15 protein-coding genes are annotated in these 15,709 nt (G+C 45.6%); 8 read left to right on the top strand and 7 right to left on the bottom strand.

Annotated elements, in window-relative coordinates; genetic code table 11:
- Positions 1-29: 29 nt before the first annotated feature.
- Positions 30-368: a 4a-hydroxytetrahydrobiopterin dehydratase gene (locus OH459_RS18090; RefSeq protein ID WP_005433587.1), complete on the bottom strand. Its 339-nt coding sequence runs from the start codon at positions 366-368 to the stop codon at positions 30-32.
- Positions 358-1,152 carry a phenylalanine 4-monooxygenase gene (phhA, locus tag OH459_RS18085; RefSeq protein WP_269987922.1) on the bottom strand — a complete coding sequence of 265 codons (795 nt, stop codon included), beginning with the start codon at positions 1,150-1,152 and terminating at the stop codon, positions 358-360. The genes OH459_RS18090 and phhA overlap by 11 nt, the downstream gene beginning before the upstream one ends.
- A gap of 221 nt (positions 1,153-1,373) precedes the next feature.
- Between phhA and OH459_RS18080 the strand changes: the two genes are divergently transcribed.
- Positions 1,374-3,344: an acetoacetate--CoA ligase gene (locus tag OH459_RS18080; protein ID WP_269987920.1), complete on the top strand. Its 1,971-nt coding sequence runs from the start codon at positions 1,374-1,376 to the stop codon at positions 3,342-3,344.
- 63 nt (positions 3,345-3,407) lie between these two features.
- Here the strand turns inward: OH459_RS18080 and OH459_RS18075 are convergent, their stop codons facing one another.
- A complete protein-coding gene (locus OH459_RS18075; protein WP_269987919.1) occupies positions 3,408-4,106 on the bottom strand; it encodes a class I SAM-dependent DNA methyltransferase in 699 nt (232 codons plus the stop codon).
- 49 nt (positions 4,107-4,155) lie between these two features.
- Here OH459_RS18075 and OH459_RS18070 point away from each other — a divergent pair, with 49 nt between their 5' ends.
- Together OH459_RS18070 and OH459_RS18065 are read left to right on the top strand one after the other, a co-directional pair.
- On the top strand, positions 4,156-5,034 hold the full coding sequence (locus tag OH459_RS18070) for a LysR family transcriptional regulator (protein ID WP_005453726.1): 879 nt from the start codon (positions 4,156-4,158) through the stop codon (positions 5,032-5,034).
- 175 nt (positions 5,035-5,209) lie between these two features.
- Entirely contained in the window at positions 5,210-6,103 is an 894-nt protein-coding gene (locus OH459_RS18065; protein WP_005453725.1) for a cation diffusion facilitator family transporter, read from the top strand.
- A 385-nt stretch (positions 6,104-6,488) separates the two neighbouring features.
- On the opposite strand, the gene yddG is transcribed toward OH459_RS18065, so the two are convergent.
- Complete coding sequence (yddG, locus tag OH459_RS18060; RefSeq protein ID WP_199458564.1) at positions 6,489-7,391, bottom strand: aromatic amino acid DMT transporter YddG; 903 nt, start codon at positions 7,389-7,391, stop codon at positions 6,489-6,491.
- 129 nt (positions 7,392-7,520) lie between these two features.
- Between yddG and OH459_RS18055 the strand changes: the two genes are divergently transcribed.
- The 4 genes from OH459_RS18055 to OH459_RS18040 all read left to right on the top strand — a co-directional run bounded on the left by OH459_RS18055 (position 7,521) and on the right by OH459_RS18040 (position 11,039).
- Positions 7,521-7,667 carry a hypothetical protein gene (locus OH459_RS18055; protein WP_005453721.1) on the top strand — a complete coding sequence of 49 codons (147 nt, stop codon included), beginning with the start codon at positions 7,521-7,523 and terminating at the stop codon, positions 7,665-7,667.
- Between the two features lie 12 nt (positions 7,668-7,679).
- Positions 7,680-8,330, top strand: coding sequence for an isoprenoid biosynthesis glyoxalase ElbB (elbB, locus tag OH459_RS18050; RefSeq protein ID WP_269987915.1), 651 nt, complete (start codon positions 7,680-7,682; stop codon positions 8,328-8,330).
- A gap of 334 nt (positions 8,331-8,664) precedes the next feature.
- Entirely contained in the window at positions 8,665-9,813 is a 1,149-nt protein-coding gene (gene yiaY, locus OH459_RS18045) for an L-threonine dehydrogenase (RefSeq protein WP_269987913.1), read from the top strand.
- A gap of 149 nt (positions 9,814-9,962) precedes the next feature.
- A complete protein-coding gene (locus OH459_RS18040; RefSeq protein ID WP_269987911.1) occupies positions 9,963-11,039 on the top strand; it encodes a PQQ-dependent sugar dehydrogenase in 1,077 nt (358 codons plus the stop codon).
- 27 nt (positions 11,040-11,066) lie between these two features.
- Here OH459_RS18040 and OH459_RS18035 read toward each other — a convergent pair whose 3' ends face one another.
- Positions 11,067-12,062, bottom strand: coding sequence for a S66 family peptidase (locus OH459_RS18035; RefSeq protein ID WP_269987909.1), 996 nt, complete (start codon positions 12,060-12,062; stop codon positions 11,067-11,069).
- A 124-nt stretch (positions 12,063-12,186) separates the two neighbouring features.
- Here OH459_RS18035 and OH459_RS18030 point away from each other — a divergent pair, with 124 nt between their 5' ends.
- Positions 12,187-12,801, top strand: a complete 615-nt coding sequence (locus tag OH459_RS18030; RefSeq protein WP_269987907.1) for an HAD family hydrolase — start codon at positions 12,187-12,189, stop codon at positions 12,799-12,801.
- 107 nt (positions 12,802-12,908) lie between these two features.
- Here OH459_RS18030 and OH459_RS18025 read toward each other — a convergent pair whose 3' ends face one another.
- Positions 12,909-13,388, bottom strand: coding sequence for a Dps family protein (locus tag OH459_RS18025; RefSeq protein WP_005388254.1), 480 nt, complete (start codon positions 13,386-13,388; stop codon positions 12,909-12,911).
- A 300-nt stretch (positions 13,389-13,688) separates the two neighbouring features.
- Positions 13,689-15,689, bottom strand: a complete 2,001-nt coding sequence (locus tag OH459_RS18020; RefSeq protein ID WP_269987900.1) for a HAMP domain-containing methyl-accepting chemotaxis protein — start codon at positions 15,687-15,689, stop codon at positions 13,689-13,691.
- Positions 15,690-15,709: the final 20 nt, after the last annotated feature.

The following is a 15,709-nucleotide window of genomic DNA, read 5'->3' as shown; positions in this document are numbered from 1 at the left end:
TTATAACGAGTGAACATAATCACTCTGCTCTATTCTTCAATCGCCAATGCGTCGCACTTAGAAGCACAGATAAAGTCGTTCTTATGCAGACCTTTAATAGAATGGCTCCACCACGTGATAGTCACTTTGCCCCACTCCAACAAGATTGATGGGTGATGGAATTCATCTTCTGCAAGCTCAGCAATCTTGTTGCTAAACGCCCACGCTTGTTTGAAGTTCTTAAACTTGTAGACCTTCTCAAGTTGAGGAATCTCATCTCTCTCAATGATCTGCCAATCAGACAACTGCAGCAGCAAAGACTGTTGTTCCTCTTTACTAAGTGCAATGGCATCGATACTACAAGCTTCGCATTTTTGTTCATTCAACATGAGCAGGTTCCTTTGGTTCAAAAAGTGGTGGAAGCAATCCGGCTTCAATCGCTAGATCGGCTTGTTTCAATAAATTCAGTTGGCTAATTTGGAAAAGCTGGGACAAATCTTCAATCACGTAGTATTTCGGCTGCATAATATCGATGCGATAAGGGGTTCTTAGCACAGTTTGCAGGTCAAATTCGTCTCTAATCGCGATGTCGCTTTCCAATGAATAGATGGTTTCTCCCGGAGATGAAAGGATGCCGCCACCGTAGATCTTGGTTTTGTTACCCTCTTGAACCAAGCCGAACTCGACTGTAAACCAATATAGACGCGCAAGGTACCCTCGCTGCTTCGGTGTCGCGGCTTGTCCAAGTTGTCCGTAATGCTCGGTAAAGGCGGCAAAATCAGGGTTGGTGAGCATGGCACAATGACCGAAGATCTCATGGAAGAAATCTGGCTCTTGTAGGTAATCAAACTCTTCTCGCGTTCTCAAAAACGTCGCGACAGGGAAGCGTTTATTACCAAGCAAATTGAAGAAACGATCAAAATCGATCAACGCGGGTACTGGCTCCACTTGCCAGCCCGTTGTTTCCATCAAAACACGATTAATTTCGGGCAGTTGTGGCACGCGGTCATGAGGTAAATCGAGTAGTTTGAGTCCATGCAGATACGCGTTGCATGCACGGTCTTGAATCACGCTCATTTGTCTTGTTATCAAGTCGCGCCAAATGGCATCCTCTTCATGGCTCCATTCTACCCTTCCATCCTGATCGACGGGTTTTGAATGATACTGAGTCATCGCACATCTCCGTTAACAAATCCTTTACATTAAGCCTATCTATACTCTTTTGTCCTTCCAATCCCCTGACCATTTTCCACTCAAAATTCAGGTGTAACATTTTCTTTACATAAACACCTAACACATTGATATACATAAGGAGCCAGTTTCTCCAACGAGTTTGACTTTATTTCTGGTTCACCTCAGACTGAAAACGTTAAAACTTTGTTATAGAGGGAGCTATGCGCGAGAGCAACAAAGTCTGGCAGCCGACGGAAGATCGAATCGAGCAAGCCAATATCACGCAGTTTATCGAGCACATTAATCGGCAGGGTTTCGAGCTCAAAAACTACTCTGATTTGCATCAATGGTCTTTGGAGCATAACGAGCATTTCTGGAAAGAGGTTTGGCAGTTCTGCGACCTAATTGGCACGCAAGGCGATACCGTAAAAGCACAAGGTGAAAGCCGTTGGCAATCACCAATGCAAAATCGAGATGCCGTGTGGTTCCCTCAAGCCCAAGTTAACTATGCAGAGAACCTGCTCAGTTTGGCAGAGCAGCAAGCCGATGAGCTGGCGATTTGGTTTGAAAACGAACGCGGTGACAAACAGACTTACACATGGGAACAGCTTTGTGATGAGGTCTCGAGCGTTCAGCAATGGTTGGTAGAGTGCGGCATCAAGCAAGGTGATGTGGTTGCTGGCTATTTACCACATATACCACAAACCGTTATTGCAATGCTAGCCACCACCAGCTTAGGCGCAACTTGGACGTCTACCTCCCCTGATTTTGGGGTAGAGAGCGTTATTGAGCGCTTCGGACAAGTGAAGCCAAAAGTCCTGTTTACCTGCGATGGCTATACCTTCAATGGCAAAACCTTCGATATGTCAGAGAAGAACCATCACATCGCGGATCATCTTGATGGACTGAAACAATTATGTCAGATCGGTTACCTCAAACCGCATGTGTTCGAATGCGATGTTTGTACTCACGATTGGCAAAACATCATTAATCAGTATTCCCCTGCTCCGTTGCATTACACTCGCGTGGAATTCAATAGTCCGCTGTTTGTGCTTTATTCCTCCGGCACGACGGGCAAGCCTAAGTGCATCGTGCATTCTGTTGGCGGTACGATTCTTAATCATCTTAAAGAACATCAACTTCATTCAGATATTCAGTCTAAAGACCGCGTCTTTTACTACACAACTTGTGGTTGGATGATGTGGAACTGGCACGTGTCTGCTCTAGCGAGTGGCGCGTGCTTGGTGATTTTCGATGGTAGCCCAGTTTACCCAACGCCTGATGTGTTGTGGGATTTAGCTCAGCGCGCCGAGGTGAGTCTCTTTGGTACTGCCGCCAAGTACCTAGAGGCGATAGAAAAAGCCGGACTGTCGCCAATCCAAGATTACTCTCTCCCTGCTTTAAGAACTTTGTGCTCTACGGGCTCAGTGCTTTATCCAGAGCAGTTTGACTACGTGTATCAACACATCAAGCAAGATTTGCACTTGGCTTCTATTTCAGGCGGAACAGACATCTGTGGCTGCTTTGTATTAGGCAACCCTATCTCGCCTGTTTATCGTGGTGAATGCCAGTACGCTGGCTTGGGGATTGATGTTCAAGTGTTCGACTCGCAAGGTCAAAGTGTGAATGGACAGCGCGGTGAACTCGTCTGCACCAACTCTATGCCTAACTTCCCTGTCGGCTTTTGGAACGATTCAGGGGAACGCTACCACAACGCGTACTGGGACAAGTTCGATGATATCTGGCATCACGGTGACGATGTCGAACGCAGTGCCAAAGGTGGGTTTGTTTTCTACGGTCGTAGCGATGCATTGTTGAATCCTGGCGGTGTGCGCATCGGCACAGCGGAGATTTATCAGCAGGTAAACGCCATAGAAGGTATCGTCGATTCCATTGCCGTTGGTAAAGAGATCGAGCGAAACGAACAAATTTGGCTGTTTGTGCAGACCGCTTCTGGTGTCACTTTAGATGAAAGGTTAGTAGCAGAGATTAAGTTGCGCCTCAAGACGTCCTGCTCGCCAAGGCACGTTCCAAGCCAAATTTTCGCCATCAGCGACATTCCTAAAACACGCTCAGGAAAGTTGGTAGAACTTGCAGTCAAACAAGTCATAAATGGTAAGGAAGTTGAGAACTTAGGTGCGATTGCGAATCCAGACGTTTTAGAAGAAATTCTACAACTCACCTTTGTCTAGTGAATCGAAGGAAACAAAAAAGCGAGCTAAATAGCTCGCTTTTCTTATGTTCTTTGTCGGGGATTAACGGCGACCTACGCCCATTAATACTGACATTGTGTGACCGTCTGATGTGATTTCGAAGACCTTCTTCGTTTCTACCTCAGTAAAGCCTGCTTTGATAAGTGCGTTTTCTGATTTCGCTAGCGTGAAGCCTTCTTTTGCTGAATCTGCGATCCAATCAAAATGAACGAAGTGACCACCAGCGTTGAGTAACGAGTGAGCAATCTCTAGAGACGTTTCGTAGTCTTCGATGAACGCCAACACTGAAGAAGCAACGACAAGGTCAAACTGACCACGGAATGCTGGGTGCTGAGCGACTAGACCACGCGTCAATGCGTCAACAACTGGTTCTACATTCTCTAACTCTTTCTTATCAAGCTCTTCAATCATGGCTTCAGATGCATCCAGCGCCACAATCTCTTTTGCGGATGGCGACAATAGTTGGCTTAACTGCCCTGTCCCACATCCAAAATCCAATACTTTAATGCCATCAAGCTGAGTAAGCTGTTGTAACTTTGCAAACACCGACTGAGCAAATTGATCTGTTGCTGGGTTAGATTCCCAATTCTTTGCTAAGCCGTCCCAATCTTGTGCCATCGTGGCCTCCATGTTCACTTCTTGTAACCCCCATAGATTACCGCAAAAACGCCAAAACACCATAGACTTATCTGGCGAATCCGTGTTTTTTTCGATAATCTTTCTAAGCGTCAGTACGCTCATTCATCTACGTTATCGATTCTCATCTTTTTAGTTTAGGTCTTTTTTAATCATGAACTTAACTCAAGTCGAAGCTTTTTGTACCATCGCCGAATATGGCTCCGTATCGGAGGCTGCGCGTCAACTCGATTGCAACCGCACCAAACTCAGTATGGCAATTAAAGCGCTTGAGAAAGACTTAGACGTCGAGCTATTCACTCGCACAGGCAATCAACTAACGCTCTCGGAAGCGGGGAAAGCCATCTTCAAAGACTGCGAAAACCTGCTCGTAACCGCACAACGAATCAAAAAGACCTGCGCTCAAGTTTCTGACGGCTTCAACGCTGAGGTCTGGGTGGCACGTGACGACTCGCTGCCAGACGAACTGTGGCAAGAGCTATCTCATACTCTAAACAATCGCTTCCCATCCACCACATTCAACCTGATTCTCGCTTCCAGTGGTGACTTAGCTAATTTGGTCAGTACTCAACAGGTCGATTTTGCATTTGGTGTTGATTACGAGCGCGTGGATGACCCACACATCGTTTACAATCCACTTGGTAAAATTCGTATGATGTCGGTCTGTAGCTTCGATCACCAACTCAGCAAAATGCGTCGCGTCACCGATGAAGATTTGCGTAACCAGATGCAAGCTTTGATGGTGTATTTGAATGAGAAAGACAACCCCGAGCTACAACCCTTTTCTACTCGATACATTGGCTTCTCCAGTTTTGACTACATGCTGAACACTATTTTAGAAGAAGATGCATGGGGCGTATTACCAGAGCCATTGATCCGACATTACTTGAGACATCAGAAACTTGCGGTGATCAAACACACCTATGGTTTGACGCAAGAAGACTACTGTATGTTCGTACCAAATGGACAAACAGAACACCCTGCAATGAGTTGGTTGGCCGATAAGTTAAGCGAGTATTTATTCGACTTCTAAACATATTGCAGTGAGCGTCAATTATATTGACAGCAGAATTTAATGTTAAGTCATTGAAAAATAAAAGCATAATTCAAAACCAACATTTTATCGTTTAAATGTCACACAGTTTTCATTTGCTTAAATTTGCCCTAAGGAGAAGAATGTAAGGGTGTAATAATTTAAGGCATCTTTTATGTGTGACAGGACAAGCAAAAACGAAAACCGTATCCTAACCTTCTCAGCCCTTTTAGCATCTGGGTTTGCAATTGGAGGGATGGTACTTGGCTTGCTTGTTGGGTCGATCGTCATCGTTTTTGACGGTGTTTATTCTCTAGTCAGTCTGCTGTTAACTTTATTGTCACTGGCAGCTTCTTACTACATCAGCAAGCCATCAAAATCTATTTTTCCTTTCGGCAAAGCTGTACTTGAACCTATCGTTATCGCTATTAAAGCCGCTGTTATTTTAGTGGTGGTTTCTTTCTCATTATTTTCAGCGGTAACCGCGTTGATGACAGGCGGTCGTGAGGTAGACGCTTCCATCGCAACCATCTTCGGTGTCGTTAACGTGATTGGTTGTGGTTACGCTTGGTGGTTTATGGCGAAGAAAAGTCGTCGTTTCTCATCAGGTTTGATCGAAGCCGAGAAAAAACAATGGCAAATGGATACGTTGTTAAGCGTGGCAGTAACGGTTGGTTTTATCGCTGCATGGTTGGTATCGCTAACACCATACGCACACTATGCGGTCTATGCAGACCCTATGATGATGGTCTTGATGGGCTTCTACTTCCTTAAAGTACCATTTGATATGCTAGTTGGTGCCCTACGCGAACTGTTAATGATGACACCAAGCAAAGAGTTGTGTCAGAGCGTTGGTAAAGACGTTCTTGAGATTGAAAAAGTGACTGAACACCAATTGAAACTGGCTGGCGTAACTAAAGTTGGTCAAGAACTGCGAGTAAATGTGGACGTGCATGTGGATGACGACACGCTAGAGCTTGATACGCTAGAACACACTCGTAAGCAGCTTACTAAGCGACTATCGAAGCACAGATTCAAGCTTCAATTACAATTGAACGTCGCATATTAGAGCGCCACCAAGAATCATTAGAACTCAAAAGAAAAGCTCCCAATCTCGGGAGCTTTTTTCTTGCTTTGATTTGAACCTGAAAGACACTCAAGCGTGCTCTACATATTTCTATATACCCAAGTAACCTCGAGATGCTAGGTTCAGCGAGAATGACTTGGTTTGTAGACGCGGCGGCGATTTAAAGATCTAGTCATTCTAAATCAAGAATCGGCAACAAAGTATACAAGCCAACGCAGCTCGCCCTTTGGGAGCGTGTCATTGACCCGATTGCTGCGTCAAACAACTTGGAAAGAGCTAGCTATTACACTGCGTTGTTTTCCTTACTCTCGAATCAATGACAGCGCTCTGAATCCTGCATCTTGAAGTCACTTGGGTATACCAGCGTTCATCCCGCCGCTTCGCGCTTCTCTTTGGTGACCAGCCAACACATCAGCGAACCAACCGTTACCATTACGACTCCTTGCCAGAAACTGTGGCTTAGAGTGACGCCTAGAATAATAGAAGAAAACAGAGCAGAGAAAATCGGCGTAAAGTAAGACAAGGTTGCGAGAAACACCATATTGCCGCCAACAATCGCGATATTCCACAACCCGTAACCACCAGCCATTAAAGCCGCAGACGCAATTAAGTACCCCATCGCTTGCCAGCTGAATGCCATTGGCGGCTCATCAGTAAAGGCGTATTTGATCCACAAAGAGATGGCTGTCGCGATAAAAAACAAAGTAATCGCGTTGTGCTTCGATTGTTGTCTTTGAGTCAGATTGCAATACACAGCCCAGATGACTGCGCCTGCAAATGCCATGAAGTAAACAATCGGATTGCTACTGATGTTCGCCACTAACTGCGTCGGTGATAAACCGCTATCACCACTGACCGTCCACGCGACACCAATGAATGCCAACATAACTGCCGGGTACAGTAACCAGTTCGGCTTTTTGTTACTGCCCAATACCGCAAACAAAACGGTTAGTGCCGGCCATAGATAATTGACGATCGAGACTTCAATCGCCTGAGAACGAGAATTGGAGTAGCCCAATGCCAGCGCCAGGAAGATCTCGTAGCAAACAAACATCGCTCCACCCAGAACTAAATACTTGGGTGAGAAATACGACAGTTTTGGGATGCCAACCACAATCAACAGAAAAATGGAGCTCAGAGAATACAGCATGGCTGATCCACCCACGGGTCCCAAACTTTCTGTCACCAATCTTGCGATGCCTAGCAAACAGCTCCAAGAGAGAATGGCGATACAACCATAAAGGGTGAAACGAAACTGATAGGATTGCATGTTATCTATGTGACCTACTGCTCATGAATGCCAAAGGAAACTGCAGCTTAACTCAAAAATGATCCGCTTCAACGTACTCTTTTTCCAAAATCGGTATAAAAACCACTCTATTAAGCGGTTGGAGTCGATATGAAACATTTTCTGCCTTCGAGTGTCATGCTGACACCGTTTGTTGTGCGCTACTATGAAGAAGACGACGAGAGTGAAAACGTTGAAACACATTCGGAAACGCATGGTCTAGATAGTGAAGAACAATCTAAGGAACGTTCAGAGTAAAGGAATCCAATCATGAAAAAAGTCGCAGTCATTTTAAGTGGTTCAGGCGTTTACGACGGTTCTGAGATCCACGAAGCAGTATTGGCGCTCTACGCCATCGAGAAGGCAGGTGCAACTTGGCACTGCTTTGCACCTAACATTGACCAACTCCACGTCATCAACCACCTAACTGGTGACGAAATGGATGAAACACGCAACGTCTTGATCGAATCAGCTCGTATCGCTCGCGGAAACATTGACGATGTCGCCAAACTTAACGTTGATGAATACGATGCCCTACTACTTCCAGGTGGATTTGGTGCCGCGAAAAACTTAACCGACTTCGCCGTTTCGGGTGCGGAGTGTTCGATTAATACTCACGTTGCCCAAGCGTGTCGTGCATTCGCTCAAGCGGGCAAACCTGCAGGTTATTTATGCATCGCACCAACTATTATCCCTATGATTTACGATCAAGGTGTAAAAGGCACAATTGGTAACGATGAAGCCACTGCAGCAGCATTCGGTCATATGGGGGGGGAGCATGTCACTTGTCAGGTGGATGAAATCCATTTCGATGAAAAACACAACGTGCTTTCAACACCAGCTTATATGTTAGCGGAGAATATCTCCCAAGCCGCGTCAGGCATTGAAAAACTAGTAGATAAGTTAGTTAAAATCGCCTAAATCGAAAACGTTTGCTTAAAACACACCATTCCAATCCCCATTGATAGACTGCATATTAATGGGGATTTTTTATACTTTATTCTAATTGAGAGATAAACCGTACGAAACTTGTTATTTTTACCAATCGTTTGCGTAATAAATAAATCATTTCCTATCTGTTGCTTTAATGTTGCACCAACAGGGTGTGCAACAAGATCCATTTCACACTTTAACTCTTAACACTACTACTTAGGGGGTAAAATTGCGCTAGATCAAATAGGAAACTTCGTCAGGTATGCAAGAGTAAATGACAGATTAAGAAAGATTATTAAAAATAACGACGGAGCAATGTTATATGACAAGTGCATTTTTTATCCCTACTGTAAACCTAATGGGCGCTGGTTGTTTGAAAGATGCAGCAGACAGCATCCAATCTCAAGGCTTTAAAAAAGGTTTGATTGTTACGGATAAGATTCTTAACCAAATCGGTGTAGTAAAGCAGGTTCAAGATCTACTAACAGAACGCGACGTAGCAACTGTTGTGTTCGATGGCACTCAACCAAACCCTACTATCAGCAACGTTAACGACGGCTTAGCACTTCTTATTGATAACGAATGTGACTTCGTTATCTCTCTAGGCGGCGGTTCACCACACGACTGTGCGAAAGGTATCGCGCTTGTGGCTTCTAACGGCGGCAAAATTGCAGATTACGAAGGCGTAGACCAGTCTGCAAAACCAATGATGCCACTTATCGCAATCAACACGACTGCGGGTACTGCATCTGAAATGACGCGTTTCTGCATCATCACTGACGAAGAGCGTCACATCAAGATGGCTATCGTTGATAAGCACACAACACCGCTTATCTCAGTAAACGATCCAGAGCTAATGCTAGCTAAACCTGCTTCGCTAACTGCGGCAACAGGTATGGATGCCCTAACTCACGCGATTGAAGCTTACGTATCTATCGCGGCAACACCAATCACTGATGCGGTAGCAATCAAAGCGATTGAGCTTATCCAAGCGTACCTACGCACAGCAGTGAAAAACGGTGAAGATCTAGAAGCTCGTGAACAAATGGCATACGCACAGTTCATGGCGGGTATGGCGTTCAACAACGCGTCTCTAGGTTACGTACACGCAATGGCACACCAGCTAGGTGGTTTCTACGACCTTCCACACGGTGTTTGTAACGCGATTCTTCTGCCTCACGTACAGCGTTACAACGCGCAAGTATGTCCTGAGCGTCTACGTGATGTAGCAAAAGCAATGGGTGTAAACGTAGAAGGCATGTCTGCTGAAGCAGGTGCAGCGGCAGCAATCGACGCTATCGTTACTCTAGCGAAAGATGTGGGTATCCCAGCAGGTATCAAAGAGCTTGGTGCGAAACTAGAAGACATCCCAACGCTAGCAGACAACGCACTGAAAGACGCTTGTGGTTTCACTAACCCTAAACAAGCAACTCACGAAGAAATCTCTAAGATCTTCGAAGAAGCGATGTAATCTCGCTACATAAACAATTCTCTAGCCTTAATTCAATCCCCGATCTCGTATCGGGGATTTTTTACATTCTTATACAATCCATGCTCTGCAAAACGTTCTCTTTTAGTGTTAGCTTTTAAGCATTAATACGATTCATATTGGAAGGAACCATGAGAACGATTGCTGCTGCCCTACTCGCTTGTTCATCCTTTTTTGCCAACGCTGCCGAATACCGCGCTAACGAAGTGGCGAGTGGATTTCAGATCCCTTGGGGAGTCGAGTTCTTAGATAACCAACGCGTTATCGTCAATGAAAAGAACGGTACGGTTTCGCTGCTGGATATCTCTACAGGCAAACCTCAAAAGCTGTTTAACGTCCCCGATGTGAACACTAGTGGGCAAGCTGGCTTATTGGATGTCGCGCTCGCACCGAATGCCGATACGCAAAACCCGCAACTCTTCTTTACCTACAGCAAGCGTACGAGCAAAGGCAATACGGTGGCGTTAGCGACGGCGCAATTGCAAAACAATCAGCTTGTAGGTTGGAAAGATCTCTTTGTTGCTGATGCCATCACCGACACAGGTCGCCACTACGGCAGTCGAATTTCATTTGTTGACGACAAAGTTTACTTCTCAATCGGTGACCGTGGCGAACGTGATAATGGGCAAAACACTCAAACCCATGCTGGCAGTATTCTTCGTCTCAACCTTGATGGTTCGGTTCCGCAAGACAACCCATTCAAACCTTCCGAAGCTCGTCCTGAGATATGGAGTTACGGGCACCGCAACCCACAAGGTATGTTTTACGACGAAGCAACAAAACAGCTGTGGTCGATTGAACATGGGCCGCGCGGCGGCGATGAAATTAATCTAATCAAGAAAGGTGCGAACTACGGCTGGGCAAAAGTCTCTCATGGTAAAGAATATTGGGGTCCGTTGGACGTTGGTGAAGCTAAGTCGTTACCGGGAATGGAAGATCCAAAGTTGGTATACATCCCTTCTATCGCACCCAGCAATATGATTTTGTACCGTGGCGATAAATACCCAGAGTTGGACGGAAAAATCCTCGCCGGTGCCTTGAAGCTGGCGCACATCAACGTGGTCTCTATTGAGAATGGCAAGCTCACCGAATCAAAAAGATTGATGGAGAATCTTGGTGAGCGAGTAAGAGATATAACCATCAGCCCCGATGGTTATATCTACTTTTCTACCGACAGCGGCAAAATCTTTCGTCTTGAGGAGAAATAGTTTTCTCTAACGAGCTAGTCAAAAAAGCTAGCTCTTTAAACTCACTGCTACCGTTTCATTGTCAAAATCGAGCGTCATGGTCGAACCCAATGGAACGGTGAGCATTGGGTGGGTATGACAGCTATCAAAGTCATACAAAATTGGCAGAGGTTGACCGTTAAGTACTTCTAGTAACACGTCTATAGGTGCTCGTCCTGTGCCTTTATCGTTGAACTTTTCATGCTTGCCAAGCACAACCGCACCAACTTTATCAAACACGCCAGAAAGCTTGAGCAGCGCAAAAGAGCGTTCGACCGTTTCAATGCCCTGCAAGCAATCTTCCACCAGCAAAATATCGCCTTGTTCGATACTCGGCATAAACTCACTTGCCCAAATACCCGTCATGGTATTGAGGTTGCCGCCAATCAAACGCCCTGTGATCTTGCCTTCACCTTTGAAGTGCCACTGGTTTTGCAAGGTCTGTTTCGCGCGGTCTTGCTCGCCCCACTCTATCCATTCATCTGTCCACCCTTGAGGCATTGTGTATTGATGCGCCAAGCCATTTAACGTATTCACAATCGACTCAAACGAAGCGAAGGTCTCATCCACCAGTGGCGGGAATTCACCCAGAGATGCCACTAAAGCGGGACCGTAGAAAGTGACGATGCCGGTTTGTGCATAAATGCCCATGAGTAGAGCCGTCACATCCGAATAGCCAACAATGATCTTGGGATCTTTCTTCAATGCCTCGTAATCAATGTAAGGCAGCAATGAGTTACTGTTGTAACCGCCAATGGTCGACATAATACAGCGCACTTCAGGATCACGAATCAGCGCATTCAATTCTTCTACTCGCTCTTGAATCGACCCCGAGCGATATTGGTCAGTTTTGCCCGTTAAGCTGCCTGCTTTTAGCTGGTAACCATGAGATTCCACGTACGCTTTGGCACGCTCAAAACGCGTTGGTGCAAATACCGTGGCTGGGGAGGATGGCGAGAAAAAGCCGATGGTGTCGCCTTTTTGTAATGGTTTAGGAATGATCATGCGCGTCCTTGTTTTGTGATACATGGTTGATTTATTTTCGTACAATCTAAGCAGAAGAATCTAAACTTAACAATAACCTTTTGTTTTTTAAAACGATAGTTCGGTTAAGTTGTACGAGGTCATTATGATTCCATTCCCTTTACAGCTCGATAAAATTAAAGCCGTGGTGTTTGATTTAGACAACACCTTGGTGAGTTCTGATATGAACTTCGGCGAATTGCGACAACAGCTAGGTTGTCCGCAGAGTGAAGATCTATTGGATTTTGTCGACGCACTTGAGCATCCTCATCATCGAGAGCACGCTCATAACGTGATATTTGATTACGAGATTTCTGATGCTAAGCAGTCTGCTCCAATGATTGGCTGCCATGAATTGCTCGCCCACTTGCATCAAAATGAAATCAAAACCGCTATCGTGACGCGCAACTGCCAAATCGCCACGCAGCGCAAACTAGAACACAACCAAATCTCTGTGGAGCGAGTCATCACTCGTGAATGCTTCCCGCCCAAGCCAGACCCTTTGTCTCTGCAGGTATTGGCGAAAGAGTGGCGTTTGATGCCTGACGAAGTGCTTTATGTCGGCGATTACCTTTACGACTTACAGGCGGCGTATAACGCTCAGATGCCCTCTTGCCTTGTGCACCATGGGAATCAAGAAACCTTCAATGACTCAGCCTCGTTGGCGCTTAATGAACTCAGTGATTTATTGAGCCGTTTCGAATCCTTACCACGCAAATAAAGCACACATATAAAACACGCAAACAAAAAAAGGGGCACCAACGTGCCCCATATGACTTATTCCCGATTGTTTCATGCGTTTCCAAGGTTGCTTGGGTGATGCGCTGCTTAGCCTTGTAGGTAAGCGTTAAGCATCCACATTAATTTTTCTTGCTCACGGATGTAGTCACCCATCAATGCCGCTGTACCTTCGTCATCTGCTTCACCCGCGTTTTGTAGAATCTCACGCTGTTTTAGAAGTAGAACGCTAAAGCCTTGAACCAGACCTTGTACACACTCCTCACCAGAAGTCGCGTTTTGATGTTCTTTAATTTCACTTGCTTCCAAGTAGTTGCTGAATGCGTGCGCTGGCGTGTGACCCAAAGTTAGAATACGCTCTGCAAGCTCATCGATTTTTGTTTGTAAATCAGTGTAAATCTCTTCAAATTTTACGTGCAGTTCGAAGAATTGCGCACCTTTAATGTTCCAGTGGTAACCGCGAGAGTTCATGTACAACACTTGGTAATGCGCTAGCAGTTGATTTAGCTGTTGAGCTAGTTGTGCTGATTGTTCGCTGTCTAGACCAATTAGGCTTACTTGTTTGTTCATAATCTTGCTCCTAGAAGGATGATACCAATCGTAGTAACGAACGATTCTCTTACTGAGATTGGTATAAAGTTTAAAAATTCTTTTGCAGTATTTGCTGCCGATGGAGTCATATTACGACTCCGGCTCGGCGAAGAGAATTTGGTTTTAGCTATGATTTAAATAGCCAAATCCAATGAGCAAGTAGACGAATATCGGCGTATCATCCAACAAAAAGCCCCAACCCTTTTTGTGTAAAAAGGATTGGGGCTTTTTTACTATTTGGTTAACGTTCAAAAGTAGATGAACAGACGTAAATCTTATCTACGCCGTTTTAAAAGTTGCCATCTGTTGATTCAGCTCGGTAACTTGCTCTTTTACTTGCAATGATGTCTCTGATGCGCGTTGGCTGTTATTCGAAACCTCATCCACTGATTGAGTAATACCGGACATCAATCCAGTGATCGAATTGGTCGCATGAGATTGCTGCTCTGCCGCTGCCGCAAGCTCTGCCATTTGTTCATTCAAGGAACCTATTTGCTCAGTAGTAACAAGCAAACGAGTTACCGCTTTTTCAATGTGCTCAGCGCCCTGCTCCGCAAGTGATTGACTGTGTTCAATCTCCTCAACCACCGAATTGGTCGAGCGTTGAATCGCGTTGATAATGCCGTTTATTTCTGTCGTCGATTGAGTAGTGCGCGTCGCTAACATGCGTACTTCGTCCGCCACAACCGCAAAGCCTCGTCCTTGGTCACCCGCACGCGCTGCTTCTATCGCGGCATTCAATGCCAGTAAGTTAGTTTGTTCTGCTAAGCCTTCAATCACTTCCGTCACTCGACCAATGGCTTCGCTCTCTTTGCTTAACTGCGTCACTTGCGTGCTCGCGGTTTCAATGCTGCCATGTAAGCTTTCCATGGTGACTTTGTTTTGCTCTAGTGCATCACGACCTTGTTCAATCTCGCCTTTTGAATCAGAAAGCTTCTGCACCGATTGATTGGCTTGATCTAGGGTGTTACGCGCGGCTAAAGCGATTTCATCCAATTGGCTTCCCATTTCAACAATGCTGGTCTGTTGTTGTTCAACATTCGATGAGGTGATTTGCGCCGATTCCAACAAAGCCCCCATGCTGGTATCCACTTGGTGCGCTTTCTCACTCACCCCTGCCACGATGCTCGCTAACGATTGGTTCATGCGGTTAATCGAATCGGTAAGGTCTGCCAATTCATCTTTCCCAACAACAGTTAACGGAGGCTGAGAAACATCTCCTGAAGCGATCGTCTTGGCTCGCTCCGATAAGTTTTTCACTCGGCGACCAATGGTGTTGCCCATGTATTTTGAAATCGCTACTGCGGCAAACAAAACCAATGCCGCTGCAATCAACATGGTGGTGAGTACGTTCTTGATCGACTGATTAATACCCTGTCCACTTTGATCAGCACGACTTTGCTGAGCCAATACGATCGTTTCTAAACTTTGGTCTAGTGCATCCGCTGCTGGTAACAGTTCGTTCGCCATTAACAAGTTTGATTCGTTCCATTCTGGTGACTGACGTAATGCAATCACCTGCTCTGCTAAAGGAAAGTACAGTTGCTGCATTTCTTTAAACAGTGACCACAATGATTGGTCGTTATCAGTAAGCCTGTCGAGTTTGCTATCGATTTCCGCCACAGACTGATTGTGGTACTTAATCAAGTCGTGGTATTTGTCCAGATGATCTTGCTGCCCGTACAACAGGAAATCTCGCAAAGCAGACAGTGCATTGGCGAGGGAGGTATAACTGTCGGCGTAAACTTTAAACAGACGTTTTCTGTCTCCACCAAATGGGTTTCCTGACTCTTCATTGATTAAGCTTTGAAGCTGATCAAGTGCCACTTCTGCAATGGGTGCCGCTTCGTTAATAAAGAGGTTATGCGCGGGTAAGTTCTCATCACTGTGGCTAAGTTCAATCAGCTTGTTTAGAGAAACTTTTACCGCATCCCACTGGGTTTGAATCGCTTGAAAATCCTGTTCAGAGATCAAAGCCTGCAAAGTCGGAAGCGACTCGTCTGTAGATGCCATGATATTACGTACGTCCTCACTCAGACGTGCGCTCGCCTCTTCATCGCCACCTAGCAACATGTAGGCTCGAATAGAAGACAGCGACGCTTGAACGGACTGTTGGATACCGCGGCTGGTGTCGACGGTCGGTAAATCGGATTTAAGTAATGAAGAGGCGTATTGCTCTACGGTGGTAACGTTGCGATACGTGAATACCGCTGATGCCATAAAAAGTACGGCTAGCAGCACAAAACTGAGCTGCAACTTCCCTGATATCGTAAGGTTCATCCATAAACTCCTGAGAACGA

It is taken from the genome of Vibrio sp. MM46, from assembly GCF_027587135.1.
Classification (GTDB): Bacteria; Pseudomonadota; Gammaproteobacteria; order Enterobacterales; family Vibrionaceae; genus Vibrio; species Vibrio harveyi.
This window is presented reverse-complemented; position numbering and strand designations above follow the sequence as displayed.